Here is a 25886-nt window from a genome sequence, read left to right as displayed (position 1 = left end):
CCACCCCCATACCCCACCCGACCACGCCGGAGGGGGAGACCGCCTTTTTCCCCCCCCCCCCCCCCCGTCCGGCGTTTTCCGTTCGCCAGGGTTCGCTAGGGAAGGCTGTGCACCTTCGGGCCCACGGAGTTCGACCACGCGCTGCCCGCCGTCGCGTCCCAGTTCGTGGACCACGTCATGGCGCCGCGGAGTCCCGGGTAGGTCTTCGACGGCTTGAAGGAGCCGCAGCCGGTGCCGCGGGTGAGGCAGTCGAGGGCGTTGTTCACGACCGACGGGGCCACGTATCCGCTGCCCGCGGCACGCGTGGACGCCGGGACTCCGAGCCCGACCTGCGACGGGTCGAGGCCGCCCTCCAGCTGGATGCAGGCGAGCGCGGTCAGGAAGTCCACGCTGCCCTGGCTGTAGACCTTGCCGTCACAGCCCAGCATCGAACCGCTGTTGTAGTACTGCATGTTGACGACCGTGAGGATGTCCTTCACGTTCAGCGCCGTCTGGAAGTACCCGCCTGACGTGGACTGCATGTCGATGGTCTGCGGTGCCATCGTGAGCACCAGCTTCGAGCCCGCCTTCGCGGAGAGCTGGCGCAGCGCCTTCGTCATGTAGGTGGGGTTGAGGCCGTTCTCCAGGTCGATGTCGACGCCGTCGAACCCGTACTCCTGCATCAGCGCGTAGGCGCTGTTCGCGAACGCCGTCGCGGAGGCGTCGCTGTTGACCGAGATGGTGCCCTTCTCGCCACCGATCGAGAGGATCACGGACTTGCCCGCGGCGTGCTTCGCGGCGATGTCCGCCTTGAAGTCGGCGGCGGAGGAGTAGCCGACGGCCGGGTCCAGGTTGAAGGTGATCTGGCCGGGCGTGCTGGTGGCGTCGGCGAACGACACGGCGATGATGTCGTACTGCGACGACACGTCCCGCAGCTTCTGCACGGTCGCGCCGTTGTTGAAGTTCTGCCAGTAGCCGGTCAGCGCGTGCTTGGGCACGGTGCCGCCGTCTCCGCCGCCGCCCTTGGCGGTCCGCGCGGACACGGCCGTCGACTTCGCGGACTCGCCCGCCGCGTTCGAGGCGCTCACCTGGAAGCTGTAGGTGGTCTCCGGCGTGAGACCGGTGACGGTCGTGGAGGCGCCGCTGACCGAGGCGACCTTCGTGCCGTCGCGGTAGACGGTGTAGCCGGTGGCCGTGGACACGGGGGTCCAGGACAGGTCCACCGACGTGGACGTCGTCGTGCCCGCCGCGAGGCCCGCCGGGGTGGCCGGTATCTCCACCGGATCGGTGCCGCCGCCCCCGTCGGGGCCGAGGACGCTCACGTCGTCCACGTAGTACGCGCTCTGCCCGTACCAGCCGTGCGTGTACACCGTGACCGACGTGGTGTTCGCGCCGGTGGTGAAGCTGGTGGAGAGTTGCTGCCAGGACGCGGTGCCCGGCGTCCAGGTCGACACGTCGGTGGTACCGGTGCCGCGGGCACCGAGATAGGCGTAGCTGCCCTGCACCCAACTGCTCAGCTTGTACGTCGAGTTGGGCTTGACCGAGACGATCTGGGAACACTCGGCGGTGCCCTGGCCCGACGGGGTCGCCTTGAGCGCCTTCGCGCCGCCGTGCACGGGCGAGGTGACGGTGGCACCGCTGTTGGCGGCGCAGGTCCAGTTGCTCAGGTCCGCCTCGAACCCGGCGTTCTTGGCAACGTTGACGTCCGCCGCGCGGGCGTCCGGCGCCTTGGCGTCCGCCGACTGCGCGGGCGCGGCGAGCGCGGTGACGGCGAGTGCGGCGGCCGCACCCACGGCGATCGCCGCGCCGATTCTCCGTCGAACGCCGAGTCTGCCCTGACGTACACGGTCCACGAGTTCCCCCAAGGAGAGGTGAAGGACGAAAGTGAACGACGGTGGCCACCGCTGCTGTGCGCAAAGTTGGTCCAGACCAAAGGAGTTGTCAAGGCTTTGGGAACGGTGGACCCGCCGTGGACCACGCGACGGCGGTACGGGATTCCGTACCGTGCCGTTACGAGGAAGCCGTACGCGCCTTGGAGATCAACGTGCGACGGTGAGCGCTGTCACAGTGACGCGGGAACCCACGCGAGCGCCTCACGCCACCCTTCGCGATCACACGCCCAAGCAAACATCAGCTCGGCGACGGGCTGCGGGCCGATCATTTCGGGAGGCTTCGGGACGTGGGCCTGGTAGTGCTTGCCGGCGTCGCCTTCGCGGTACTCGACCTGGTAGCTCATGTCGTCGTTCAGATAGGCCTGCATGTAGTGCTGGTCCACCGGTTCGAGGTCGAGTCGCTCCAGGATCACGAAGCGATGGCGCAGGTTCATGTCTGCCAGGAAATCGTGAAGCTCCTCTTCGGTCGGATTGGCCACCGTCCGGCCGCCCGCCTCGATCGCCCGCAGCCAGGTATTCGCCATGAGCGCGACTGTATCGACCCACGGGTTCGCCCAGGCCAACGCCTCCGGCGGCCTCCCGCGCCCTCCCCTGGACTGGACTCGACAGAGGTCGAGGCCCGTCCAGGATCCGGCCTCATGAGCAGGCGTTCGTTGACGTCGGCGTGGCTGCCCGCCTGGGCGAGCAGGGTCGCCGGTGAACTGGTGGGGATGACGGACGACTTCGAGCGCAGGCACGGCTATCCGCCCGGCCTCAACCCGATCCGTCCGGCCGACGGCGGTGATCGGCATGACTGAGCTGCCGAGCAAGGCCGTCCCGGCCCCTGCCGTCCTTGACGCCTTCGGTGTGGAGGGGGCTGCCGTGCCCCTGGCCGGCGGGCAGGGACGCGGCGTTCTCGTCGGTGGGTTCGTGTTCAAGCCCGCCGAGGGTCCTGACGACGAGGTCGAGTGGGCAGCTTCCTTGTTCGAGAAGCTGGCGTCGGACAGCGGGTTCCGCGTTCCGCTGCCGCTGCGGGCCGCCGACGGGCGAAGCGTCGTGGACGGCTGGACCGCCGGTGAGTTCCCGGCCGGTCGGCCCGGTCCGCAGAGGCACCGGCACGGCGTGCTCAGCGCCGGTCGTGCCTTCCACGCCGCCCTGCGGCAGCAACAGCTGCCCGGCCCGACTTCCTTGAGCGGCGTGCGCATCCCTGGGCCGTGGCCGACCGGGTGGCGTGGGGCGAGCAGGAGGTCGACGTGATCGACGACCTCGCCGCGCCGTTCTCGAACCTGCTGGAGCTGAGGCGCCCGGTGGAGCAGGGTGCCGCCCAGCTCATCCACGGTGATCTCACGGGCAACGTGCTGTTCGCCGCGGGCCGGGCGCCTGCTGTGATCGACTTTTCTCCGTACTGGCGTCCCCCTCTGTTCGCCGAGGCCGTCGTGGTCGCTGACGGCCTGTTGTGGTTCGGCCTTCCGGCCGACCTCGTGACGGTCGGCGGCGATCACCCCGACTGGCCCCAACTACTCGTCCGCGCACTGATCTTCCGGCTCGTCACGCACCGCAAGAGTGCGGGGCCACGGGGACGGGCCGAGTTGGGTGAACCGGGACGGTACGCAAGGGCAGTTGCTGTTGCGATGAGAGAGTTCGCGACGCTGTAGGGTGCGTGCGGATGGCGGATCATGGCGACGCGGCCCACTGGGCGGCAGGCGTGGCAAAAGGGGTCACTACGGGGCCTCCCCGCTGTCGGCCTCCGCTTCCGCCTCCGCCTTCACGATGCGGTCGGCCAGCAGAGCGGAATGGCTGTCGATGCGCGTGCTCCGCCGCTCCGTCGGATCGTCCATCTGGTGCGCTATGCCGATGAAGGCGCCCTGACGGAAGATCAGAGACCGGTTGATGAGCAGCTCCGTCGGGTTGCTCCCGGTGTCCGTGCCGTCCTGGTCGAAGCCCTGGCTCTCCTCGCCCCTCGGTTCCAGGTCCACCTTGATCCACCTGCGGTCCGCCTCGTGGATGTCCTGCACGATGTCGACGTACGCACGGTGGGCGGCGGCTGCGTCCGGGAACGCCAGCACGAGGAACTCGGCCTTGTTCTCCCCTCCGTCCTCACTCCGTGCGAAGTCCACCGCTCCGGCCGCGGTGGCGTTCTTCTCGCACGCGGGTGCCGCCCGGCAGATGGAAAGCCCGGCCGCTGACGTCCTGAGTTCCGGGGTACCGGCCCAGGGATACTCCTTGGCGTCCATACTGCTGCGGTCCGGAAGGAGTCGGCGCACCGTCTCGGTCGTGGGCGGAAGAGCTGCGGCGCGGCCGCCGGAGCGCGTCGCGCCGGGTTCCGGCCGTGCGTGGCGCGGTGAGTCGTCGGCGTTGCCGAACAGCCGCGCGCCCCCATAGATACCCAGGATGACCATCAGCACCGCCAGGAGGATGCCCGACGCCAGGGACAGCCGCCCGGCACGTGTGTTGTTGACGGTCAGCGGGCCGAGTGCGATCTGGCTGCGTGTCACCTTGCTGCCGGTCATGACGACGCTGCCGGTGTACTGGTGCGAGGGCGCGTGGAGAAGCACCGCGAGCCGTCCGGCGAACTCGGCATCGCCGCTGATCTCTTCGGCCAGGACCGCTTGCACGCTGCCGCCGGCCCCGGGATCCGTTGGCGCGTCGGCCAGTTCGTCCAGGGCGGCCCGTCCACGTGCCGAACGACTGAGTCTGTCTCGTACGAGATCCGACACCGCCGTGCTCGCGGCGCCTGACGCCGCGGCGGACAGAGCTTGCGCGGCCATCGCCGCCAGATCGGGTGCGTCCATGCCGTTCCCCCGTGTCACCTCAGTCTCCCGCTCATTATGGTCATGGACGCGACAGCACGGGGGTTTTCGGGAGCCTCACAACAGGACGGGGCGTTCCGCGCCGGCAGCACGAGCCGGTGCGGAACGCCCTCCTGCGTCGGGGCTGAAGGGATCGGCGCGCCCCGCCGGGTCAGTGTCCGTGCTGCCCCTCCGGCGCCCGGCGCGGCAGCAGCCGCAGGACGGGCAGGCAGAGCACGGTCACCGTCAGGACCACGATCAGGGAGACGGTCATGGCGTGGGCCGGGGCGCCCGCGTGGAAGTAGACCGTGGTGACGAGCGCCGAGCCGATGCCGTTGGCCAGCTGCTGGATCGCGGTGAGGGAGCCGGACGCGCTGCCCGCCTCCTCGGCGGTGACGTCGCCGAGGGCGAACTCGAAGACCGTACCGAAGCAGCAACCCATGCCGAGGCCGGTGAGGAACACCGCAGGCGCCGTCGCCCACAGGGAGAGATCGGTGCCCTGCGCCACCACCAGGGCGAGCAGCCAGCCGCCGCCCGCGAGGGTGAGGAGCAGACCGAGCGTGACCACGCCCCGGCCGAGCTTCTTCGTCAGTCCGCCCATGGTGGCGAACGCGGCGGCGATGATGCCGAGGGTCAGCGGGAGCAGACCGAGCGCGGCGTCGGCGGGGGCGGCGCCCAGGCCCTGCTGCATGAAGAGCGAGATGACGTAGATCAGGCCGGACGTGGCCGCGAAGAAGAACAGGCCGAGGACGAGGGCCGACGTGAAGCCCTTGTTCTTGAGCAGGGACGGCTTGATCAGCGGTTCGGCGGCCGTCCGCTGGCGGCGGGCGAACAGGACGAGGAAGACGATGCCGACCGCGAGCGAACCGACGGCCAGGGCGTTCCAGCCCTCGGTGGAACCCTCGATCAGGCCGAACATCAGGCCGAACATGGTCACGGCGAGCAGCCCTGAACCGCGTCCGTCGACGGTGACCGAGCGGTCTCCTGTGTCGCGGGGCAGCAGCCGTGCGGCGGCGAGGACGCCGACCGTGCCGAGGATCAGGTTGATCAGGAAGATCGGCCGCCACGACAGGTTCGCGATGTCGGCGTCGATGAGGAACCCGGCGAGGATCGGGCCGCCCACGGAGGAGATTCCCAGTAGCGGTCCGAACAGGCCGAACGCCTTGCCCAGCTGCTCGCGCGAGAAGTTCCGCGTCATGATCGACATGCCCTGCGGGATCAGGAGCGCACCGAAGGCGCCCTGCAGGACGCGGGCCACGACCAGCAGCGCCGGGTCGGGGGAGAGTCCGCAGACGGCGGAGGCGAGCGTGAATCCGGTCATGCCGATCAGGAAGAGGCGGCGCTGGCCGTACTTGTCGCCGAGCCGGCCGCCGATCACGAGCAGCACGCCCATGGCCAGGGCGTAGGCGGAGCCGAGCCACTTGATCAGGGACTCGCCGCCGCCGATGTCGGCGACGATCGTCGGCGCCGCGATGTTGGTGACCGTCGAGTCGATCATGTCGAGCGCGTCGGCCAGCAGGACGAGCGTCAGGATCACCCAGAACGCCGCTTTGGAGAGGGTCGCGGCGGGGCCGGAGGCGCCGGAGGAACCGGCCTCCGTCCCGGTGGTGGTGGTTGTCGTCGGGGACGTCATGACGGGCTCCTTCCGGTGAGTGGGTGAGGGACTGGGGGCCGACCGTGTCTGCTCGGACCCATTTCCAGAAAACCATAGCGACTACGGAAATGCAATCGCTATGAGTTCGAAGCACCTATGAATGCATATTGACTATGTGCACGCAGTGACTATGGGTGCGTAGTGACTATGGCTATGTTCGGTATGCTGAAGGCATGACGCAGACGAAGCCGGAACCCGGACGCCGCGAACGCAAGAAGGCCGCCACCCGCAAGGCGCTCTCCGACGCGGCCCTGCGGCTCTTCCTGGAGCGCGGCTACGACGACGTCAAGGTAGCCGAGATCGCGGCCGCCGCCGACACCGCGCTGACCACGCTGTTCGCGCACTTTCCCGGCGGCAAGGAAGCGCTGATTCTCGGTGACAGCGAGGAGCGTGAGGCCTCGCTGACCGCGGCCGTGCGGGAGCGCGGGGACGGCGTCTCGGTCCTGGACGCGCTGCAGCACTTCCTCGCCGGGCGCGGCATGTTCTCCGACGACCTCGACAACGAGTTCCGGCGCAGGCTCGACCTCGTGGTCACCACCCCTGCCCTGCGCCGTTACGCCCGTACCCTCTGGGTGAGCTGCGAGCACACCCTCGCCCAGGTCATCGCCGAGGAGACGGACAAGGACGCCGACGACGTCGCGCTGCGCCTGCTGGCCCGCTACGTCCTGGAGCTGCCGGACCTCGTGGCCACCGACCCCGCGCCGCGCGACTCCCTCGCCGCCGCGTTCGAGCACTTCAAGGACGGCTGGCCGGACCTGGCGTAACGCCCCCGGGTGCCGGTGTGCCAGTCATGTCACCGGCACTCCACGACTCGCCGCCGACGAGGACGCGGCCGTCGACGACGCCGGACAGGCCTGCGTGAGCATCGGCCTGGGCCGGGCCGACGATGCGGTCAGACGCGATGCGGCGGACAGGTTCGGTGCGACGGACGACCAGGCGGGCCGCATCGTGGAGTCGATCAGGACCACGCTCTGCGGCGGACAGCGCGTACCCGCCGGAAATCCCCGGGCTCAGGTCACCAGGACCCGCCCCACTCCGTCACGCCGCGGACGCCTTGTCCGCGATGACCCTCTCCTCGCCCGCGGGGTGCGTCACCCGGTGCACGAGTGCCGCGATGACGCCGCCCACCAGCGGGGCCACGATGAACAGCCACAGCTGGGACAGCGCCGCTCCCCCGGCGAAGAGGGCCGGGCCCAGGCTCCGCGCGGGGTTGACCGAGGTGCCGGTCAGCGGGATGCCGACCAGGTGGATGACGGCCAGCGCGATGCCGATCGGCAGCCCGTCGAAGCCGGTCACCGCCACCCGGTGCGTGACGCCGAGGACCACGAAGACCAGCAGGAAAGTCAGGACCACTTCCGCCAGGAAGGCACCGCCCAGGTTGATGCCGACCTCGGACCGGTCGTCGTAGCCATTGCTGCCGAAGGCTCCGCTCGTCTTGAGGCCGGGCACCTGCTTGGCCAGCAGGAAGAGCAGGGCCGCGCCGGCGATGCCGCCGATGAACTGTGCGATCCAGTAGGTCACGGCGGTGCGGCCGTCGATGCGGCGCGCGCAGAGCATGCCCAGGGTCACCGCCGGGTTGACGTGACAGCCGGAGACCGGGCCGAGGGTGTACGCGAGGGCCAGCAGCGTGAATCCGAAGGCCAGCGCGATGCCCAGGGTGCCGATGTACTCGGCGCCGAGCACTGCCGATCCCACGGCGAAGAAGACGAGGAGCAACGTCCCGAGGAACTCCGATACCACCGCTCTGATCTGCACAGCAACCACCTCGCAGGCTCTGTTGGACTGTTTGGCCATCGTCTGCCGAGATGCGCGTCCGCGCCTGTTCTGCGTCGGTCGGGCTCCACCGCATACGCCCATTCGAGTGATGGGTGTACGTGGAGTGGCGTGCCGTGCCGTGAGCAGCGCCGACGCACCCCTGCGCGGTCAGGCTCCGGGTGATCGAAGGGGTTTCGGCCTCCTGACGGACCCGCCGTGCGCCTCCTCGGCCCCCAGGAACGACAGGACCTCGTCGACAGGCCCCCGTCGGACACAGCGACCGCTGTCGAACGCCGCCGCGTCGTCCGTCACCGCCCGCACCGCCGGCAGGTCGTGGCTCACGAAGAGCAGGGCTGTCGCGGCCGGGGCGAGAAGGCCCGGCAGTACGTGGAGGACCACTTCACGGGAAGCGGTGTCCAACGCCGATGTCACCTCGTCGCAGAGCAGCAGCGCCGGGTGTGCCGCGAGCGCGCGCACCAGGGCGCACCGCTGCAGTTGACCGCCGGACAACTGATCCGGAGTGCGGTTCAGTTGCGCGTCGTCGAGTCCCAGGGCTTCCGCCATCTCCGCCGCCTCGGCCGTCGCGTCCTCGCGCCGCAGCCCGCGCAGAAGACAGGCCGTGTCGGCGAGCTGACGAATGAGCGGGCGGTGCCTTTCGAACGAGTCCGCGCTGTTCTGGTGGACGTATTGGACGACGCGGCGCTGTGCGCCTGTGCGGCGGTCGATGCGGGCGGGGAGCAGCGTGCCGTCGACACGGATCTCGCCGGAGGTGGGCGTGGTGAGGCCGGCGAGTACCCGGGCGAACGTCGTCTTGCCCGAGCCCGAGGGGCCGAGCAGCGCGGTGCTGCTGCCGGGCGGGAAGGCCATCGACACGGGTCCGGTGAGGAGGTCGGCGGAGCGGCGGCGTACGACGATGTCCTGAGCCACGACTCCGCCGGTCTGCGGGGAGTTCGGTCTCCTCACGTCCGGTGACGTGCGCTGCGCCGCACGCGTGCGGTGTTCCGCCGCGAGCAGGTCCCGGGTGGTGCGATGGCGTGCCGCGACGGGCCGGCCGGTGGCCGGCCCGGGTGCGGGACCCCCGGTTTCGAGGACATCGCCCGTGGGTCCGTCGTCCACGACCCGGCCGTGCTCCAGCACGATGACCCGGTCCGCGGTGCGGCGCACCAGGGGCAGGTCGTGGCTGAGCAGCAGGACGCCGGCGCCTTCGTCCGCGAGGCGGCGGACGGTGCGGCCCAGGGCGTGCGCGAGTGCGGGGTCCAAGCCGCTGGTCGGCTCGTCGAGTACGAGGAGCCGTGCACCGGTGACCAGGGCGGATGCCAGCGCCAGGCGCTGTTGTTGGCCGCCGGAGAGCTGGTGCGGGAAGCTGCGGCGCGTGGCTTCCCAGGCGAGGCCGGCCGCGCCGAGCGCCCCTGCGGCGGCCGCCTTGCGCGCGGCCCGTCCGCGTATCCCTCCGAGAGCGGCCAGCTCCGTCAGCACTCCCCCGGCGCGACGGACCGGGTCGAGCACCGATTCGGGGTGCTGCGGCAGATGGGCGGCTCGGCCCGCCCGGGTCGACTGACGCCGGGCCGGGGCGAGGCCCAGCAGGTCCGTGCCCTCCAGCAGGACGCGCCCGGAGAGCCGCACCGCGCCGTGCGCGGCGCCGAGGGCGGCCAGGCCCAGGGTGGTCTTGCCGCTTCCCGACGGTCCGACGACGGCGATCACCGTGCCAGGCCGCACCGTCAGCCGGACGTCGTCCAGGAGCGGGCGCGGTGCTCCCTTTACGTACGCGGAGATCTCCGCCATCTGCAACAGCGGTACGGGGGCGGCGCCGGTCACGTTCTCCTCCTGCGGGCGAGGGTGCGGTCCACGAGCAGATTGCCGCCGACGCACAGCGCCGTCAGCAGGCCGGCCGGGACGAGGACGGCGGCGGGCTGGGTGAACAGGGCGTCGCTGTTGCGCTCGATGAGCACCGCCCAGTCCGGCGACGACGCGGGCAGGCCGAGGCCCAGGAAGTTGGCGGACGCCAGCAGGTACAGCACCACGGAGAACCGGCCGCCCGCGTCGGTGGCCAGCGGCGCGGCCACCTCCCGTGCCAGATGGCGGAGATGGATGTACGCCCAGCCGTGCCCCTGCATGCGCAGCGCCTCGACGACGGTCCTGGAACCCGGTGCGAGCGCGGCGCCGCGCACCAGGCGTGCCACGGCCGGGACCTGGAGCACTCCGGCGACCGTCACCAGCCAGAACCAGTCGCGGTGGCCCGTCGCCGCCAGCGTCATCAGGACCAGCAGGCCGGGGAAGGCGAGGAGCAGGTCCATGGTGCGCATGACCGTCTCGTCGAGGACCCGGCGCGGGCCCGCGGCCAGCAGTCCCAGCGGGATGCCGAGCGCCGTCCCGACGGCGAGCGCGGCGAGGGCGCTGCCCACGACCGAGGCACCGCCCTGGAGGACGAGGGAGAGCACGTCGCGGCCCAGGACGTCCGTGCCGAGCAGGTTTCCGGCGCCGGGCGGCTGTGCGGGCAGGGCATCCCGCCGGGGCGTGTCGTCGCCCGCGACCAGCGGCCCCAGCAGGGCCAGGAGCACGGGCACGCCCAGCAGGATCAGGGCGGTCCACGGGCGTCGGCGCCTGGACGCGGCGGCCCGGGATGCGGTCGCGGGTGGCTCACGAGGTGTGGGAGACACAGGAGGCACGGTCACGCCGTCACCTCTCGGCGGGGGGCGAGGCGGTGGGCGACCAGGTCTCCGGCCAGGTTCACGAAGACGGCCGTCCCGGCGAACAGCAGTGCGTACGCCTGCACTTGCGGCAGATCGCGGTTCTGGACCGCCTCGACGAAACCGTTGCCGAGCCCCCTGAATCCGAAGACCGCCTCCACCAGCACGGCGCCGCCGAGCAGTCCCTCCACGCAGCGGGCGTACTGCTGTGCCGCGGGGCCGAGCGCTCCCGGCAGGACGTGGCGCAGCACCACGGTGCGCTCGCGCAGGCCGAGGAGTCGCAGGTGCTCGGCGACGGGTCCGTGGCGCTGCGCCGCGACGCCCGCACGGATCTGCCGCGCCAGGTCGCACAGGTGCCGGGCCGTCAGCACGGTGACCGGGAGCACCAGGACGGCGGGCTCGGCGAGGAGCGCGGCGGTGTCCATGCCGACGGCGGTGGCGGGCAGCAGGCCTGCCGCCAGCGACACCGAGGCGATCAGGAGCAGCCCGAGTACGAACTCCGGCACGGCGTGCAGCACGACGGCGGCCGTGGTCAGGGCGCGATCGGCACGGCTCCCCTCACGCAGCCCCGACACGGTGCCCACGAGGGGCGCGAGGACCGTGACGAGCACCAGTGCCGGTACGCCCAGCAGGAGCGTCACGCCGAGGCGGCGGCCGATGTCGTCGCCGACGGGCAGTCCGGTGGTCAGGGAGGTGCCGGGGTCGCCGGTGAGCAGGCGGCCGAGCCAGTGCCAGAAGCGGCTCCAGGCCGGTTCGTCGAGGCCCAACTGCCAGCGCAGCGCGGCCACTTGTTCGGGGGTGCCGAGTTCGCCGCGCAGCACGTCGGCCGTGTCGCCGGGCAGCAGCGAGCCGACGGCGAACACGGCCACCAGCACCATCAGGCACTGGAGGAGGGCGAACAGGGAGCGTCTGAGGACGTAGGCGCGCACGACGTCAGCTGATGCGGACCCGGTCGAAGCGGGCCCAGTCGTGTGAGTTCGGTGGTGCCGAGCGCAGGCCGCCGACCGACCGTGCGACGGCGTCGTTGGCGTCGGAGAACGCCCACACGAGAAGCCCGGACTCGTCGCGGGCGATCTTCTGGGCGCGGGAGAGCAGCGCGAGGCGGTCCCGCTCGTCGCGGCTGGTGCGGGCCCGGTCCAGCAGGGCGTCGAACTTCTTCGAGGCGTACTGCGTCTGGTTGCGGGCCGCCCCGCCCCGGACGCGCTGCTGCAGGAAGTCGGATACGGGCAGGGTGGAGGTGGTGTTGAAGGCGGCGACGCCCTTGGTCTTGATCTCGCTGAAGTAGGTGCTGGACGCGCGGGTGTTGACGGTCAGCTTCAGGCCGACCTCGCGCAGCTGCCGTGCCATCAGGTCGGCGGCCGGCTCCCAGACGGCGTCGACGGAGCTGGTCTCCACGGTGATGCGCAGGCCGTCCGCACCGGCTTCCTTGACGAGTCGCCGCGCCTCGTCGACGTTCCGCTCCGGGGGTGCCAGATCCTTGGGATAGCCGCGCAGACCGAGTCCGAACAGGTCGTTGCCGACCTCGCCGTGCCCGGCGAGCGCGATCCGGACCAGCGCCTCCCGGTCGAGCCCGAGCCGCACGGCGGCTATCAGGCGGGGGTCGCCGAACGGCTCGCGTCCCGTGCGCAGGAGCAGTTGCTGCGCGGTCGCCCGCTTGGCGGTGAGCAGCCGGGTCGAGCCGTCCCTCTTGAGCCGCTCCACGGAGGGCCCTGCCATGTCGGCGCTGTAGTGCACCTGTCCGGACAGCAGGGCGTTGAGCCGCGCCGACTCCTCGTTCGCGGGGACGATCTCCAGCTCGGCGATGTGCGGGGCGCCGGCCCAGTGGTCCGTCCAGCTCCGGTAGCGGGCCGTACCGCCGGGCGTGAACGACACGTAGGTGAACGGGCCGGAGCCGATGGGCTTGCGGAAGTCGGTCGTACCGTCCGGGATGATCTCGGTGCCGGGCCCCGCGAAGACCGTGGGGAACTCGAAGTTCGGCGCCTTCAGCACGAACACGACGGACCGCCGTCCGTCGGCCCTGCTCGCGGCGGAGTCGATCGCGGAGAGCAACACCTGCGAGGGCGACCCTGTCCTGGGGTCGGCGGCGCGGCGGTAGCTGTACAGGACGTCCTTGGCGGTGACCGGCTTCCCGTCGTGGAATGCCGCATCGCGCAGGCGGACGCGCCACCGGGTGCCCGAGCCGTCGCTCTCCCACGACTGCGCGAGCCGCTCGCGCACCGACATGTCGTCCGCGTACGTGCCGAGCGTGTCGTAGAGCGCCTTGGCGCGGGCCTGGTCGACGAAGTTCGGCGCGACGTGCGGGTCGAGGGTCTCCTGGGAGCCGCCGGACGTGAACGCGGCCCGGAATCGATCGCCGCGTCCCCCGTCCCTGGTGTCGGCGCCGCAGCCGCTCAGCAGGCCGGCACCGGCGAGCGCCAGGGCCCCCGAGGCGGCCAGCACGCCTCGCCTGCCCGGCTCTGTTCGTCGCGCCGGCTCCGTCCGGGCATGCGTCGTCACATCGATCCTCTCCGGGGTGTCCTCGCCCCTGCCGTCGGACCGGCGACGGGTCAGTCTCCTGACTTCCGGATCGTCGCTCGCCTCCGCCTTCCCGTCCGCGTACCGCGGTCAGTGGCGTGCGGGAGGCTCGCTTCCCGGTCACAGTGGCGGGACCGCGCCGGAATCGCACCGGCTTCCTGGTCCCCGTCGCCCAGTGCGCTCATTGTGGCGCACGAGGCGACGAGCACCTCAACCCGGTGGGACGCTCCCGGTCTCCGGGCCGTGTGATCAGCTGTGGGGGAAGGCAAGCAGGGGAGGGGCGGCGGCACGGGTCGCCCAACTCCCGGAACCCGACAGACCATCTGGAAAGGGATATCTGCCCCGATGACAGCGACAGCACCCTCCGAGCGGCGGCACTGGGAACACTGGCAGAACAGCTGGGACCGCCAGCAGGAGTGGTACATGCCGGACCGGGAAGAGCGGTTCCGGGTCATGACCGACACGGTCGAGGCGCTGGCGGGCCGCTCGCCGCGCGTCCTCGACCTCGCCTGCGGCACCGGCAGCATCACGGACCGCCTGTTGCGCCGGCTGCCGGACGCCGAGGTCACCTGCGTGGACATCGATCCACTGCTTCTGACCATCGCCCGGGGCCACTTCGCCCGGGACGAACGCGTCTCCTTCGCCGAGGCCGACCTGACCGACGCGGACTGGACCGAGCGGCTCCCCCACACCTCCTACGACGCCGTGGTCACCGCCACCGCGCTGCACTGGCTGGACACCGGGCCCCTGAGCCGCCTGTACGGCACGCTGGCCGGGCTGCTGCGCGAGGGCGGCGTCTTCCTCAACGCCGACCACATGAAGGACGAGTCCGCGCCACGCATCAACGCCGCTCTGCACACCCTGCACACGGAACGGCAGGATCACCAGCGGGCGCGGGGCGCCTTGGACTGGGCCGACTGGTGGCGCGACGCGGCGCGCGATCCCCTCCTGTCCCGCGCGGCGGCCGAGCGCTTCGCACTGCTGGGTGATCCACGGCAGCCCCGCACCGGCACCGAGCCACGGGATCGCCCCACGGCCACCCACTGGCACATCGAGACGTTGCTGGAGCATGGGTTCAGCGAGGCGCGACAGGTGTGGTGCTCCGCGAGCGACGCGCTGGTGGCCGCGCTGCGCTGAGGCCACCGACGGCGACTCGCCCCCGCTCACGCCCACGGCCGGGGCCCGGGCCACCGCACCCGCACCCGCACCCGCACCCGCACCCGCACCCGCACCCGCACGAACGGTGGTTCGGCCCCGGAGGCCCCGGTAGCGAAGGGGGCCGCGCGCCCGGGTGATCGAGTGGACGATGACGCCGCCCCGCACCGCCCGCAAGCCCTACGCTGGCATCGTCACGCCGCTCGTCTCGACGGAGTGACTTCCCCACGGCGCCGGGCCCTGGCCCCTTGCCCGACGCCGAGGCACAGGCCGGACACCGTCGCGGCGTCTGCCCCTGGCCGGACCGAAAGGAAACAGCATGGTCTGGTCCCAGTTGGCGCCCGCTGCCCACATCGCCCTCAGCCACCACACCGACACCGGAGCCGCCACGCTGCACGTGGCCGGGGAACTCGACGTCGACTGCCTGCCCACCCTGGCGCGTGCGCTGGTCCGCCTGGAGAACACTCCCGGGCGGATCGCGCTCGACCTGAGCCGGGTCACGTTCTGCGCCCCCGCCGCCCTGGACCTCCTGGTGCAGGCCTCCCACCGCATCGGCGCCGTCGGCGGCGAGTTGGTGGTGGAGCGCGCCCACAGCCAGGTCCTGCGCACCCTTCAGCTGTGCGGCCCGCCCGCCGGACTGCGGATCGACCCCGCTCCCCTGGGCCTGCTCGCTCCCGACGAACGCCAGCGCCGCGAGACCCTGTTGCGCGAGACCCTCAGGCTGGCCTTGCGCATCATCGGCGCCCCCATGGGCAACGCCCAACTCCTCGACCCCGCCACCGGCGTGCTGCGGATCGTGACCCAGCGCGGCTTCCACCACCCCTTCCTCTCCTTCTTCGAATCCGTCGACGACCGCGAGAGCGCCTGTGGCGTCGCCGCCAGGGACCGTCGCTCCCTCTACGTCGAAGAGGTGGCCGCCTCGCCGATCTTCTTGGGCACGCCCGCCCTGGACGTCCTGGACACCGCCGGCGTCGGCGCCGTGGTCTCGCTGCCCGTCGCATCCGGTGAGGGCGCCCTGATCGGCGTCGTCTCCCTCCACCACTCGCGTCCCACCGCCTGGACGCCGGAACAGCGGACCACCCTGGACCGCCTGGCCCGCGCCGCCGGCCACATCCTCTGACCGCCGCACCCGGCTCGGACAGTCCCGCGCTCGGTGGGCGCCGGGCGCGGCCGCCATGCGTTCCAGGACGGCAGGCATGCCGGGGGGGCGATGCGCCGGAAGTCGCCTTCCCCGCGCGGGAAACGGGCCGGTTCCGTCGTCGCCCTCCGCCGGATGGGCAGCGGGCCGAGCCTCGCCTCCGCGAGGTGGTCGCACGCGTCGTGGGGGGGGCGAAAGCCCGGGATGTTGCCCGCCGCCCCACCGGTCAGTCGCCCTCGGTCTCGAACGTGCGCAGCAGGTCGGCGGCGACGCTCACGGCGATGGTCGCCGGTTCCTTGCCGGTGATGTCCGCGAGGCCGATCGGGGTCTTGATCCGGCCGATGGTGGCCTCGTCGTGGCCGCCCTCGGTGGCGAGGCGGTGGCGGAACCGTACCCACTTGGCGGCCGAGCCGATCAGCCCGATGGAGCCGAGGTGGGGGGTGCGCAGGGCGGCGTCGCACAGCGCCGCGTCCTCGGCGTGGTCATGCGTCATGATCAGGACGTGGGTGCCGCGCGGCAGCTCCGCGAGGACCTCCTCGGGCAGCAGCAGCGTGTGGTGCACGTGCACCTGCCCCACCGCGTCCGCCAGCACGTCGAGCCGTTCCTCGGTGAGGATGTCGGACCGGGTGTCGATCAGATGCAGGTCGAGGTCCTGGCGTGCCAGGATGCGCGCGAGTTCCAGGCCCACGTGTCCCACGCCGAAGATCGCCACCGCCCGTACCACCGCCAGCGGTTCGAGCAGCACCGAGACGGTGCCGCCGCAGCACTGCACGCCGTGCCGGTTGGTCACCTTGTCGTTCAGGGCGAAATCCATCAGTTCCGGCTCCGGCTTGGACGCGGCGATCATCTCGCGGGCCCGGTCGATGGCGACGGCCTCGACGTTGCCGCCGCCGATCGAACCCCACGTCTCGGTCTGCCCCACGACGAGCTTCGCGCCGGCGTCGCGCGGGGCGTGTCCCCGCACGGTCGCGACGGTCGCGAGCACGCCGGGCTCCCGGCGTGCTCGCAGCCGCGCGACCGCGGCGACCCAGGTCATGTCAGGCACCGCTCAGCGTTTTTGCGTCGTCCCGGGCCGTGGCGTCGGCCGCACGACCGCCTGCGACGGCGCCTTCGGGGACAGAACCGTTCGGGGCGGTCCCGTTCCGGGCGGCATCACTCCGGCGCGCCGACCGGATCGCCCAGTACACCGCCTCCGGCGTCGCGGGCGAGGCCAGTTCGACGCTGACGCCGTCCGGCCCGAACGCGGCCGCGGCCTGCCGCAGCGCCTCGCGCACCGAGAACGCCAGCATCAGCGGCGGCTCGCCCACCGCCTTGGACCCGTAGACCGCGCCCTCCTCGGTGGCGTTCTCAAGGAGCGTCACGTTGAGCTCCTCGGGCATCTCCGAGAAGCTCGGCAGCTTGTAGGTGCTCGCCGCCTGGGTGAGGAGACGGCCGCGGTTCGGCCCCTCCGTGGCGTCCCAGCGCATGTCCTCCAGGGTCAGCCAGCCCGCGCCCTGCACGAAGCCGCCCTCGACCTGACCGATGTCGATCATCGGGGAGAGGCTGTCGCCGACGTCGTGCACGATGTCGACCCGTCGGATGCGGTACGCGCCGGTGAAGCCGTCGACCTCCACCTCGGCCGCCGCGGCGCCGTGGGAGAAGTACTTGAACGGCGAGCCCCTGAACGTCTTCGCGTCCCAGTGCAGTCCCTCCGTCCGGTAGAAACCGGCGGCGGACAGCTGCACCCGCTGGAAGTACGCGGTGCGCACCAGATCGTCCCAGGCCAGCTCCTTGTCGCTGCCCAGCATGCGCGCGACACCTTCGACGATGCGTACGTCCGAGGCGTTCGACCCCAGGTGGGTGGCGGCCACCTGCAGCAGCCGCTCGCGCAACTGCTCGCAGGCGTTCTTCACCGCCGCGCCGTTGAGGTCCGCCCCGGCGCTCGCGGCGGTGGCGGACGTGTTGGGCACCTTGTCGGTGCGCGTCGGGGCGAGGCGCACCTTGTGCAGCGGGATGCCCAGCGTGGTGGCGGCCACCTGCAGCATCTTGGTGTGCAGGCCCTGGCCCATCTCGGTGCCGCCATGGTTGATCAGGACCGAGCCGTCCTTGTAGATCAGCACCAGCGCGCCGCCCTGGTTGAAGGCGGTGAGGTTGAACGAGATGCCGAACTTGACGCCCGTGACCGCGAGGGCCCGCTTGGTGTGCGGGTGTGCGGCGTTGAAGGCGGCGATCTCGCGCTTGCGGTCGGCGACGCCGCCGTTGTCCAGGGTCTTGTGCCAGACCGCGGAGATCCGTTCGTGCTGGAGGACCTGCTGCCCGTACGGCGTCGACTGCCCCTCCTGGTAGAAGTTGCGCTCCCGCAGCTCCATCGGGTCCAGGCCGAGCAGCGGCGCACACCGGCCCATGATGTCCTCGATCACCAGCATGCCCTGCGGTCCGCCGAAGCCGCGGAAGGCGGTGTTGGAGACCTTGTTGGTCCGGGCGATGCGGCCCGCGATACGGGCGTTGGGGATCCAGTACGTGTTGTCGATGTGGCACAGCGCGCGGGCCACCACCGGCTCGGAGAGGTCCAGGCTCCAGCCGCCGTCCGCGGTCAGAGTGGCGTCCAGGGCCCGGATGCGGCCGTCGGCGTCGAAGCCGATCTTCCAGGTGGCGTTGAAGCCGTGCCGCTTGCCCGACATGGTCAGGTCCTGCGTCCGGTTGAGCCGCAGCCGGACCGGCCTGCCGGTCAGCTTGGCGCCGAGCGCGGCGACCGCCGCGAACCCGTGCGGCTGCATCTCCTTGCCGCCGAAGCCGCCGCCCATCCGCAGACACTGCACGGTCACCTCGTGGCTGTGCAGCCCGAGGACGTGCGCGACGATCTCCTGGGTCTCCGAAGGGTGCTGGGTGCTGCTCTGGACGAACACCTGCTCGCCCTCGTCGATGTGGGCCAGCGCCGCGTGCGTCTCCAGGTAGAAGTGCTCCTGGTCGGAGAACTGGAACTCGCCGGTGAACACGTGCGCCGCGTCGGCGAAGCCCGCCTCGACGTCGCCCGTCAGCATCACGGGCCGGGCGCCGTGGAAGCTGTCGGCCTCGATGGCGTCCTGCAGCGTGACCACGGAGGGCAGTTCGTCGAGCTCCACCTCGACGGCCGCCGCGCCCAGCCTGGCGGCCTCCAGGCTCTCGCCGAGCACCCAGGCGACCGCGTGGCCGTAGAACATGACCTCGTCGGGGAACAGCGGTTCGTCGTGCTTCATCCCCGCGTCGTTGACGCCCGGCACATCGGCACCGGTGAGCACGCGGACCACGCCGGGGACGGCGAGCGCCGCCTCGGTGCGCAGCCCGGTGATCCTGCCGTGGGCCTTCATGACCTGGACCGGGTACGCGTGCAGCGCGTCCTTGGTGCGGTGGACCAGGTCGTCGGTGTACAGCGCGGCGCCGGTGACGTGCAGGACGGCGCTCTCGTGCGGCATGGAGACGCCGACGACCGGCTTCTCGGGACGCTCGGACAGATGACTCATGACGGCACCGCCTCGGTGGTCTGTGCGTGCAGCTTCGGCAGGCTCTGGCCGAGCATCGCGGAACGGTAGTCGGCGCTGGCACGGTGGTCGTCCATCGGCGTGCCCTCGCCCCGCAGCACCCGGGACGCGGTCTCGACGGTCTCCGCCGTCCACGGCCGGCCCTCGAGGGCCGCCTCGGTGGCGAGGGAGCGGATCGGGGTGGCGGCCACACCGCCCAGGCCGATCCGTGCCGTGCGGACGATCCCGTCCTCGATGTCGAGCGCGAAGGCCACGGCGACGCTGGAGATGTCGTCGAAGCGCCGCTTGGCGATCTTGTGGAAGGCCGTGACCGGGGAGAGCGGCAGCGGGACGCGCACCGCGCGGATCAGTTCGCCGGGCCGGCGCACGCTCTGCCGGTAGCCGGTGAAGTAGTCGGCCAGGGGGACCTCGCGCTCCCCGTCGGCGTCGGCGAGCACCAGCCTCGCCTCGAGGGCGAGCAGCACCGGCGGGCTGTCACCGATGGGCGAGCCGGTGCCCAGGTTGCCGCCGAGGGTCGCGCCGTTGCGGATCAGGCGGGACGCGAACTGCGGGAACAGCTCGGCGAGGAGCGGGACCCGGCCGTCGAGGCGGCGCTCGATCTCGGTGAGCGTCAGCGCCGCGCCGATCTCGATGTGGTCGGAAACGAAGCGCAGTTCCCGCAGTTCGGGCAGCCGGTCGATGGCGACCACGCAATCCGCGCGCCGGGAGCGGATGTTGACCTCGACGCCCCAGTCCGTGGATCCGGCGACCACCACCGCGTCGGGCCGCTCGCGCAGCAGCTCCAGCGTCTCGGCCAGGGTGCTCCTGCGCAGGAACGCGCTGCCGTCCCGGGTGTACTCGGTGGCGACCGGAGCGGGCGCGGACCGCTCACGGCGTCGCGCGAGCGGATCCTCGTCGGCGGGCATGCCGACGGCGAACGCGGCGTCGCGGATCGGGCGGTAGCCGGTGCAGCGGCAGAGGTTTCCGCTCAGCGCGTGCAGGTCGAAGCCGTTCGGGCCGTGCTCGGGGCCGGCGCCCTCAGCCACGTCAGCCACGTCAGCGCTATCGTCCGCGGCCGCGCGGGCGCACCGGTCCGGCCGGTAGTACTCCGCGGCCATGCTGCAGATGAACCCCGGTGTGCAGTAACCGCATTGGGAGCCGCCGCGGACCGCCATCTCCTCCTGCACCGGGTGCAGGGCGCGCGGCGCACCGGGCCCGTCGACGGTGGCGAGGCCTTCGGAGGTGATGATCTCCTGACCGTCGAGGGCCGCGGCCGGGACCAGGCAGGCGTTGACCGCCACCCAGTCGGTCGGCTTGTCCACTCCGGGACGGGCCACCAGGACCGAACAGGCGCCGCACTCACCCTCCGCGCAGCCCTCCTTGGTGCCGGTGAGCCCCCGCTCGCGCAGGAGATCCAGCGCTGTGGTGTGGCACGCGGCCGGTGCGATCGGAGTTTCTTTCCCGTTGACCGTGATCCGTGCCGCCGTCATGACAGGCCTTCGATTCGGTGCGCGATCGGTCGATTCATCATGTTCGCCAATGTTCGGGCAGCTTTCTGTGTTCAGACGCGCCGCGGGAGTGGGACGGCGCAGGACGGCACGCAGCAGTGACGTACCGCAAGGTGAGGAAGGAGAACCCGGAGACCCGGAAGTGGCCGCGGACGGGCGGGCACGGATGTGCCACGGACGGGCACGAAAGAACGGCGTGCTCAGGCGCCGTGCGCGATCCGCCCCGGAACCCAGACCGTGCGCTGGGCGAGGCGACCGAGATCAGAGCTGGTGTTCATCCGCTGGTCGCCTCCTTTCGGGAGTCATGGATCGGCGACTACCGGAAGCTAGTTGCTGGGACCGCGCACGTCAAGAGTCCGCATGCGCCACGGCCGGGCCCCGCCGCCCATCCCCTCCGTGCGGTCAGGGCGGAACGGGCCGCCCCCGACGCCGTCCCGCCGCCGAATGGACCAAGTGACCGATTTGATCACCCCGTGGTCGGGGTAGCAGGGCGACATGGTCACCGAAAGCAGCACTTCCCCGGACGGCTCCGGGCAGCCCGCCGTCGACGTCCAAGCCCTCGCCGAGCTGCTCGACGGCGAGTACGCCGAGGTCCGCGGCCTGGTCCGCACCAACCTCTCGACGTACGCCGGCGTCCTGGACGAGGCGGAACAGCTCGGCTTCGACGAGTTCCGCGAACGCGTGCGTGAGCTCGTCGTCGAGATGGCGGCCACGGGCCAGACCGGCATGGGTTTCCCCAAGAAGTACGGCGGAGGCGGCGACATCGGCGCGTCGATCGCCGCGTTCGAGACCCTCGCCTTCGGTGACCTCTCGGTCCTGGTGAAGGTCGGCGTGCAGTTCGGTCTCTTCGGCGGCGCGATCCTGCAGCTCGGCACGGAACGCCACCACGAGGCCTACTTGCCGCGAATGATCACCGGGGAGCTGATGGGCTGCTTCGCGATGACCGAGACCGGCCACGGCTCCAACGTCCAGGCGCTCGGCACCGTGGCCCGGTACGACGCCGACAGCCAGGAGTTCGTCATCACCACCGGCGACGACCAGGCGCGCAAGGACTACATCGGCAACGCGGCCCGGCATGCCGAACTGGCCGTCGTCTTCGCCCAGTTGGAGGTGGGCGGAGAGGGCAAGGGGGTGCACGCGTTCGTCGTGCCGGTCCGTGTCGACGGCGAGCCGGCCCCCGGTGTCCGGATCGAGGACGACGGCCGCAAGATGGGCCTCAACGGCGTGGACAACGGCCGGCTCTGGTTCGACGGCGTGCGCGTGCCCCGCGAGGCCCTGCTCGACCGGTTCGCCGCCGTCACTCCCGAGGGCGTCTACCAGAGCCCGATCGACAATCCGGACCGCCGCTTCTTCACCATGCTCGGCACGCTGGTGCAGGGGCGCGTCAGCGTCGCGGGCGGCGCCGTCAACGCCGCCAAGGTCGCCCTGACGATCGCCACCAAGTACGCCAACCGGCGCCGGCAGTTCGAGGCGGCATCGGACGGCGAGGAGCAGGTGCTCCTCGACTACGGCATGCACCAGCGCCGCCTGCTCCCGCTCATCGCGCGCACGTACGCGTTGCACTTCGCCCAGGACGTCACGCGCGCGCAGCTGCACGAGGTCTTCTCGGGGACCGAGGACTCCGAGCACGCGCGGCGGGAGCTGGAGGCTCGGGCCGCGGGTACCAAGGCGCTCGGCACCTGGCACGCGACGCGCACGATCCAGGAGTGCCGCGAGGCGTGCGGGGGTGCCGGCTATCTCGCCGTCAACCGGTTCGCCGCGCTGAAGGCCGACAGCGACGTCTTCGCGACGTTCGAGGGCGACAACCACGTGCTGCTGCAGATGGTGGCGAAGGGGCTGCTGACGCACTACGCGAGCGAGTTCGAGAACATGGATCAGCTCGGCATGGTCCGGTACGTCACGAACCTCGCCGTCGAGACGGTCATCGAGAAGACCTCCGCGCACAAGCTCCTCGAACGCGTACGCGATCTGCTGCCCGGCGGCGACGAGTGGGACCAGGAGGCGGGCCTCTTCGACGCGGAGTACCAGCTCGCCATGCTCCGCTACCGCGAGGAGCACATGCTCGCCGGTGTGGCGCGCCGGCTCAAGCGGGGGATGGACCAGAAGGCGCACCCCGGCGTCGTCTTCTCGCAGGTGCAGGACCACGTGATCGCCGTGGCCCACGCGCACGTCGAGCGGCTGGTGCTGGAGGCGTTCGTCGACAAGGTGCGCCAGGAGCCCGAGGGGGACAACAAGATCGCGCTGGGGCTGCTGTGCGACCTCTACGCCCTCTCCACCATTGAGGAGGACCGCGCCTGGTTCATGGAGCACGGCCGGCTGACGGTCCAGCGTGCCAAGGCGATCCGCCGCGAGGTGAACGACCTGTGCCGCAGGGTCCGGCCGCTGGCGGGCGACCTCGTCGACGCGTGGAACATCCCGCCGCGGCTGCTGCGCTCCCCCGACCTGGTGGGGTGAGCGCGGCTAGGCGGGGTGAGCGCCGCAGGCCGGTGGAGCGTGGCAGCCGCCGATCGCCCGCACGGCGTCAGCGCAGCCTCCACAGGTGGTCCGCCGTGCCGTTGTCGTCGAACTGCACGACCTGCGCGCTGTTGGCCGTCGACATGCCGTCCACCCCGAGCACCTTGCCGCTGTGCCGGTTGCGGAGCAGGAACCAGCCGTCCCCCTTGTCGGCCTTCTCCCAGCGCAGGTGCTCGGCTCCGTCGTCGGTGAACTGCACGGCCCTGGCCGAGTTCGCCGTCGACGCCCCCGCGATGCCGAGCACCTTGCCGCTGTGCCCGTTGCGTACCGTCCAGTGGCCGTCGCCGCGGTCGATGAGCTGCCACGCTTGGTCGCCCGTACCGGAGTTGTCGAACTGGACCACGCGTCCGCCGTCGTCCAGGGACATGCCGTCGACGGCGAGGACCTTGCCGCTGTGGCGGTTCTCGATCCGGCGGTAGGGCGGCTCGGGCGTCCAGGGACGGCCGTCGGGTGTCGCCGTGGGGAACACGGTCACGCGCAGGCGTGCCGCGCCCATCGGGATGAGGGTGACCTCTTCCTCGGCTCCGGCGGCCCGCGCCGGGCTCCGCTGAAGGGGCGCCACCACGTGCTCGTCGTCCGCGACCCATTCCTCCAGGCGCCGGGCGCGGGCGCGGATGCGTACCGGGACGCCCTCGTGGGTGAACGGGTCGCCGGTCAGCGGTCCTGGCTCCGCGGTGAAGGAGAGGCCGCCCTGCGGGTCGGGGGCGAGCGCGTAGTTCCACGGGGTGGTCGCGCGCACCGCCTGGTGCGGGAAGTCGTCCGTGCCCGCGTACCGCTCGTAGGACTCGCCGATGCGCAGGGAGTATGTGAGGGGGCCTCTGTCGACGCTGACCGCTCCGTTCTTCCAGGTGCGCACGGCGGTGCGCTGCGGCAGCCGCAGGGTGACGCGGTCCCCGTCGCGCCAGGTGCGCTCGACCGCGGCGAAGGCCGGTCCTGCCGGGGCCCGCAGCCGGGCGCCGTTGACGGAGAGCCGCGGGGTGTCGCACCAGCCGGGTATGCGCAGCCGGAGCGGGAAGCGCGCCGGTTTGGCCAGGCCGAGGGTGAGGGTGACGGTCTCTTTGAAGGGGTAGTCGGTGTCCTCGGTGATCGTGACGGAGGTGCCGGAGCCGACCCTCGCCGTGACCCGGCACGGTGCGTACATGGCTGCCGCCAGGCCGCGGTCGGGGGTGGCCAGCCACAGCTCCTCGGTGAAGTAGGGCCAGCCCATGCCGTAGTTGTGCGGGCAGCAGCGGTACTGGTCGACACCGGGCTGGAAGGCCTGCATCGCGAAGCGTCGCGCGCGACGACGCTGCCCACCGGGAGCTTCTGGAAGGCGGTGGGGGCCAGGGGCGCGGCGTTCGGTCCGTACAGGCCGCCGCGCGCCGGGGCCGCCGCCTGCGCGCCGGGGCCGGTGAGGGCGGTCCCGCCCGCCGCGCCGAAGGTGATCGCGCCGGAGCTCAGAAGGAAGTGGCGTCGGCCGAGGTGCGTCATGGCTACCGTCCCGATCGTTGTCCGTGGTCCGCTGGTGAGGGCCGTGCAGAGCGCTGTACAACGTTGGAAACTCGCGGCGTGCGATACGTCTGTGACGCGGGGAACGCCGGGTGCTACAGGGGCAGTTGGCATCCCAGCACCGGGCGACGCCCATGTCCAGAGGGTGGAAAGCGCGGGGTGACACGGCGTCCCCGCGATGTGCGGGCCGAGCCTCCGACATCGTTGTCGCAGGCTCGGCCCGCACGGATCACGGTTCTACGGGACGGGACAAGTCCCCGGGGAGGACCGCACGGTGAGGCGTGCGGTCGCCCTACGGCTTGTAGACGGCGTCACTGCCGTACAGCTCCCTGGTGAACGCGGAGACGTCCGCGCTGCGGTCGGAGCCGTCGAGGTTGTACGTCAGATAGACGCCGTACCCCTCGCTGACGGTGCGGCGGGCGAGACTGGCGACCGTGCTCTGCGAGGTCCGGCCGATCTCGACGGCCGCCGGCGACAGCTTCGACTTGGGCAGGCCGATGCCGGGGACCTGCCAGCTGCCGTAGTACGGGTTCCAGGCGTAGTCGAACTTGGACGAGACGTCGACGCCGCCGTAGGAGAGACGGGACGCGGCCGGGCCGATGTTGTAGAGGCTGATGATCTTGTTCGGCATGTTCGCGCGCAGCGCCGACACCAGGTGCACGAACGAACTGGCGTTGGGCTGGCCGGTGCCGTTGTTGCCGTACTCGGCGTACTCGTCGTCGAAGTCGATGCCGTCCAGGCCGTACTTGGTCACGGTGTCCGACATCTGCTTGGCGAACGCCGAAGCCGCCTGCTGGGACGGGAAGTTGGCAAAGCCCGCGCCCTGGTGGTTGCCGAGCACCGAGAGGACGACCTTGATGCCCTTCTGCTGCAACGGCCGTATCTGGGTGGCGGCGTTGTCGAGGACGCGCTGCACGTTCTCGTTGAAGTGCAGGTACGCCGCCTTCTTGCCGGTGTCGTAGTTGATGTTCGCCGCGAAGATCACGGCGACGTCGAAGGCGTTGCCGCCGCCGTTGGCGAGGGTGTACTTGCCGACGTTCAGCATGCTGTTGTTGTTCACCTCGACGTATGCCACCGAGGTCGGCCCCTGTTTCTTTGGAGCGGGTGCGGGGGCCGCCGCCGCGCCGGTCGCGGCGGTCGTGCCGAGGGTGAGGGCCGCGACGGCCGAGAGCGCGAGCGCTGCCGCCCGCGCTCTGCTCCGTACCAGAGTGAACATCGTTGATCGGTCTCCCATCGCATGGGTCGGCGCCCGACCTGTTCGGGAGCGCCGAGTGAGCCCTCCGAGTTTTCCGCTCCCGTGACCGAATCCCGAGAATCGCGTGCGGTTTCTTCACGACTCCTGCGCATCTCCCGTATCG

The 25886-nt window shown here is 71.4% G+C and carries 20 protein-coding genes, 1 pseudogene and 1 riboswitch; of the genes and pseudogenes, 7 read left to right on the top strand and 14 right to left on the bottom strand.

Annotated elements, in window-relative coordinates; genetic code table 11:
• Positions 1 to 95 precede the first annotated feature (95 nt).
• Positions 96 to 1832 carry a chitinase gene (locus ACZ592_RS02510; RefSeq protein ID WP_471579629.1) on the bottom strand — a complete coding sequence of 579 codons (1737 nt, stop codon included), beginning with the start codon at positions 1830 to 1832 and terminating at the stop codon, positions 96 to 98.
• A gap of 209 nt (positions 1833 to 2041) precedes the next feature.
• Entirely contained in the window at positions 2042 to 2395 is a 354-nt protein-coding gene (locus tag ACZ592_RS02505) for a hypothetical protein (RefSeq protein ID WP_471579628.1), read from the bottom strand.
• 114 nt (positions 2396 to 2509) lie between these two features.
• Here ACZ592_RS02505 and ACZ592_RS02500 point away from each other — a divergent pair, with 114 nt between their 5' ends.
• Genes ACZ592_RS02500 through ACZ592_RS02490 form a run of 3 tightly spaced genes read left to right on the top strand, consistent with a single transcriptional unit; the run spans position 2510 to position 3505 of the window.
• Positions 2510 to 2668 carry a hypothetical protein gene (locus tag ACZ592_RS02500; RefSeq protein WP_471579627.1) on the top strand — a complete coding sequence of 53 codons (159 nt, stop codon included), beginning with the start codon at positions 2510 to 2512 and terminating at the stop codon, positions 2666 to 2668.
• Positions 2661 to 3107, top strand: coding sequence for an aminoglycoside phosphotransferase/kinase family protein (locus tag ACZ592_RS02495; RefSeq protein WP_471579626.1), 447 nt, complete (start codon positions 2661 to 2663; stop codon positions 3105 to 3107). The genes ACZ592_RS02500 and ACZ592_RS02495 overlap by 8 nt, the downstream gene beginning before the upstream one ends.
• Positions 3104 to 3505, top strand: coding sequence for a hypothetical protein (locus ACZ592_RS02490; protein ID WP_471579625.1), 402 nt, complete (start codon positions 3104 to 3106; stop codon positions 3503 to 3505). Before ACZ592_RS02495 ends, ACZ592_RS02490 begins: the two co-directional genes overlap by 4 nt.
• A 66-nt stretch (positions 3506 to 3571) precedes the next feature.
• Here ACZ592_RS02490 and ACZ592_RS02485 read toward each other — a convergent pair whose 3' ends face one another.
• Together ACZ592_RS02485 and ACZ592_RS02480 are read right to left on the bottom strand one after the other, a co-directional pair.
• Positions 3572 to 4642, bottom strand: a complete 1071-nt coding sequence (locus ACZ592_RS02485; RefSeq protein WP_471579624.1) for a hypothetical protein — start codon at positions 4640 to 4642, stop codon at positions 3572 to 3574.
• 169 nt (positions 4643 to 4811) lie between these two features.
• Positions 4812 to 6272, bottom strand: a complete 1461-nt coding sequence (locus tag ACZ592_RS02480) for an MFS transporter (RefSeq protein WP_471579623.1) — start codon at positions 6270 to 6272, stop codon at positions 4812 to 4814.
• A gap of 194 nt (positions 6273 to 6466) precedes the next feature.
• Between ACZ592_RS02480 and ACZ592_RS02475 the strand changes: the two genes are divergently transcribed.
• A complete protein-coding gene (locus tag ACZ592_RS02475; RefSeq protein WP_471579622.1) occupies positions 6467 to 7057 on the top strand; it encodes a TetR/AcrR family transcriptional regulator in 591 nt (196 codons plus the stop codon).
• A gap of 274 nt (positions 7058 to 7331) precedes the next feature.
• On the opposite strand, the gene ACZ592_RS02470 is transcribed toward ACZ592_RS02475, so the two are convergent.
• The 5 genes from ACZ592_RS02470 to ACZ592_RS02450 form a co-directional block, all read right to left on the bottom strand.
• The gene (locus tag ACZ592_RS02470; RefSeq protein WP_471579621.1) at positions 7332 to 8048 is read right to left on the bottom strand and encodes an MIP family channel protein; all 717 of its coding nucleotides are present in this window, start codon (positions 8046 to 8048) and stop codon (positions 7332 to 7334) included.
• A 168-nt stretch (positions 8049 to 8216) separates the two neighbouring features.
• Entirely contained in the window at positions 8217 to 9863 is a 1647-nt protein-coding gene (locus ACZ592_RS02465) for an ABC transporter ATP-binding protein (RefSeq protein ID WP_471579620.1), read from the bottom strand.
• Positions 9860 to 10612: an ABC transporter permease gene (locus ACZ592_RS02460; protein WP_471579619.1), complete on the bottom strand. Its 753-nt coding sequence runs from the start codon at positions 10610 to 10612 to the stop codon at positions 9860 to 9862. The genes ACZ592_RS02465 and ACZ592_RS02460 overlap by 4 nt, the downstream gene beginning before the upstream one ends.
• 104 nt (positions 10613 to 10716) lie before the next feature.
• Positions 10717 to 11664: an ABC transporter permease gene (locus ACZ592_RS02455; protein ID WP_471579618.1), complete on the bottom strand. Its 948-nt coding sequence runs from the start codon at positions 11662 to 11664 to the stop codon at positions 10717 to 10719.
• Between the two features lie 4 nt (positions 11665 to 11668).
• The gene (locus ACZ592_RS02450) at positions 11669 to 13174 is read right to left on the bottom strand and encodes an ABC transporter substrate-binding protein (protein WP_471579617.1); all 1506 of its coding nucleotides are present in this window, start codon (positions 13172 to 13174) and stop codon (positions 11669 to 11671) included.
• 108 nt (positions 13175 to 13282) lie between these two features.
• A riboswitch (cobalamin riboswitch) is annotated at positions 13283 to 13410 on the bottom strand.
• A 184-nt stretch (positions 13411 to 13594) separates the two neighbouring features.
• Between ACZ592_RS02450 and ACZ592_RS02445 the strand changes: the two genes are divergently transcribed.
• Together ACZ592_RS02445 and ACZ592_RS02440 are read left to right on the top strand one after the other, a co-directional pair.
• Positions 13595 to 14386 carry a class I SAM-dependent methyltransferase gene (locus ACZ592_RS02445; RefSeq protein WP_471579616.1) on the top strand — a complete coding sequence of 264 codons (792 nt, stop codon included), beginning with the start codon at positions 13595 to 13597 and terminating at the stop codon, positions 14384 to 14386.
• 337 nt (positions 14387 to 14723) lie between these two features.
• Positions 14724 to 15524: a GAF domain-containing protein gene (locus ACZ592_RS02440; RefSeq protein ID WP_471579615.1), complete on the top strand. Its 801-nt coding sequence runs from the start codon at positions 14724 to 14726 to the stop codon at positions 15522 to 15524.
• A 244-nt stretch (positions 15525 to 15768) separates the two neighbouring features.
• Here ACZ592_RS02440 and xdhC read toward each other — a convergent pair whose 3' ends face one another.
• From xdhC to ACZ592_RS02425, 3 genes are read right to left on the bottom strand one after another with little or no spacing between them, the layout of a single operon-like run.
• Complete coding sequence (xdhC, locus tag ACZ592_RS02435; RefSeq protein WP_471579614.1) at positions 15769 to 16578, bottom strand: xanthine dehydrogenase accessory protein XdhC; 810 nt, start codon at positions 16576 to 16578, stop codon at positions 15769 to 15771.
• A 1-nt stretch (position 16579) separates the two neighbouring features.
• Positions 16580 to 19021, bottom strand: coding sequence for a xanthine dehydrogenase molybdopterin binding subunit (gene xdhB, locus ACZ592_RS02430; RefSeq protein ID WP_471579613.1), 2442 nt, complete (start codon positions 19019 to 19021; stop codon positions 16580 to 16582).
• A complete protein-coding gene (locus ACZ592_RS02425; RefSeq protein WP_471579612.1) occupies positions 19018 to 20508 on the bottom strand; it encodes a xanthine dehydrogenase small subunit in 1491 nt (496 codons plus the stop codon). Before ACZ592_RS02425 ends, xdhB begins: the two co-directional genes overlap by 4 nt.
• Before the next feature lie 513 nt (positions 20509 to 21021).
• Between ACZ592_RS02425 and ACZ592_RS02420 the strand changes: the two genes are divergently transcribed.
• Complete coding sequence (locus ACZ592_RS02420; protein ID WP_471579611.1) at positions 21022 to 22980, top strand: acyl-CoA dehydrogenase family protein; 1959 nt, start codon at positions 21022 to 21024, stop codon at positions 22978 to 22980.
• A 67-nt stretch (positions 22981 to 23047) separates the two neighbouring features.
• On the opposite strand, the pseudogene ACZ592_RS02415 reads toward ACZ592_RS02420, so the two are convergent.
• Both ACZ592_RS02415 and ACZ592_RS02410 read right to left on the bottom strand, forming a co-directional pair.
• Positions 23048 to 24310, bottom strand: a pseudogene (locus ACZ592_RS02415) (RICIN domain-containing protein); the annotation flags it as partial.
• Between the two features lie 510 nt (positions 24311 to 24820).
• On the bottom strand, positions 24821 to 25744 hold the full coding sequence (locus tag ACZ592_RS02410) for an endo-beta-N-acetylglucosaminidase H (protein ID WP_471579610.1): 924 nt from the start codon (positions 25742 to 25744) through the stop codon (positions 24821 to 24823).
• Positions 25745 to 25886: the final 142 nt, after the last annotated feature.

Source organism: Streptomyces sp. NPDC040622, from assembly GCF_055593965.1.
This window is presented reverse-complemented; position numbering and strand designations above follow the sequence as displayed.

Coding starts and splice junctions, on each gene's coding strand:
- ACZ592_RS02505 (WP_471579628.1), bottom strand. CDS start 2,395: ATGGCGAATACCTGGCTGCGGGCGATCGAGGCGGGCGGCCGGACGGTG.
- ACZ592_RS02500 (WP_471579627.1), top strand. CDS start 2,510: ATGAGCAGGCGTTCGTTGACGTCGGCGTGGCTGCCCGCCTGGGCGAGC.
- ACZ592_RS02495 (WP_471579626.1), top strand. CDS start 2,661: ATGACTGAGCTGCCGAGCAAGGCCGTCCCGGCCCCTGCCGTCCTTGAC.
- ACZ592_RS02485 (WP_471579624.1), bottom strand. CDS start 4,642: ATGGACGCACCCGATCTGGCGGCGATGGCCGCGCAAGCTCTGTCCGCC.
- ACZ592_RS02480 (WP_471579623.1), bottom strand. CDS start 6,272: ATGACGTCCCCGACGACAACCACCACCACCGGGACGGAGGCCGGTTCC.
- ACZ592_RS02475 (WP_471579622.1), top strand. CDS start 6,467: ATGACGCAGACGAAGCCGGAACCCGGACGCCGCGAACGCAAGAAGGCC.
- ACZ592_RS02445 (WP_471579616.1), top strand. CDS start 13,595: ATGACAGCGACAGCACCCTCCGAGCGGCGGCACTGGGAACACTGGCAG.
- ACZ592_RS02440 (WP_471579615.1), top strand. CDS start 14,724: ATGGTCTGGTCCCAGTTGGCGCCCGCTGCCCACATCGCCCTCAGCCAC.
- xdhC (WP_471579614.1), bottom strand. CDS start 16,578: ATGACCTGGGTCGCCGCGGTCGCGCGGCTGCGAGCACGCCGGGAGCCC.
- xdhB (WP_471579613.1), bottom strand. CDS start 19,021: ATGAGTCATCTGTCCGAGCGTCCCGAGAAGCCGGTCGTCGGCGTCTCC.
- ACZ592_RS02425 (WP_471579612.1), bottom strand. CDS start 20,508: ATGACGGCGGCACGGATCACGGTCAACGGGAAAGAAACTCCGATCGCA.
- ACZ592_RS02420 (WP_471579611.1), top strand. CDS start 21,022: ATGGTCACCGAAAGCAGCACTTCCCCGGACGGCTCCGGGCAGCCCGCC.
- ACZ592_RS02410 (WP_471579610.1), bottom strand. CDS start 25,744: ATGTTCACTCTGGTACGGAGCAGAGCGCGGGCGGCAGCGCTCGCGCTC.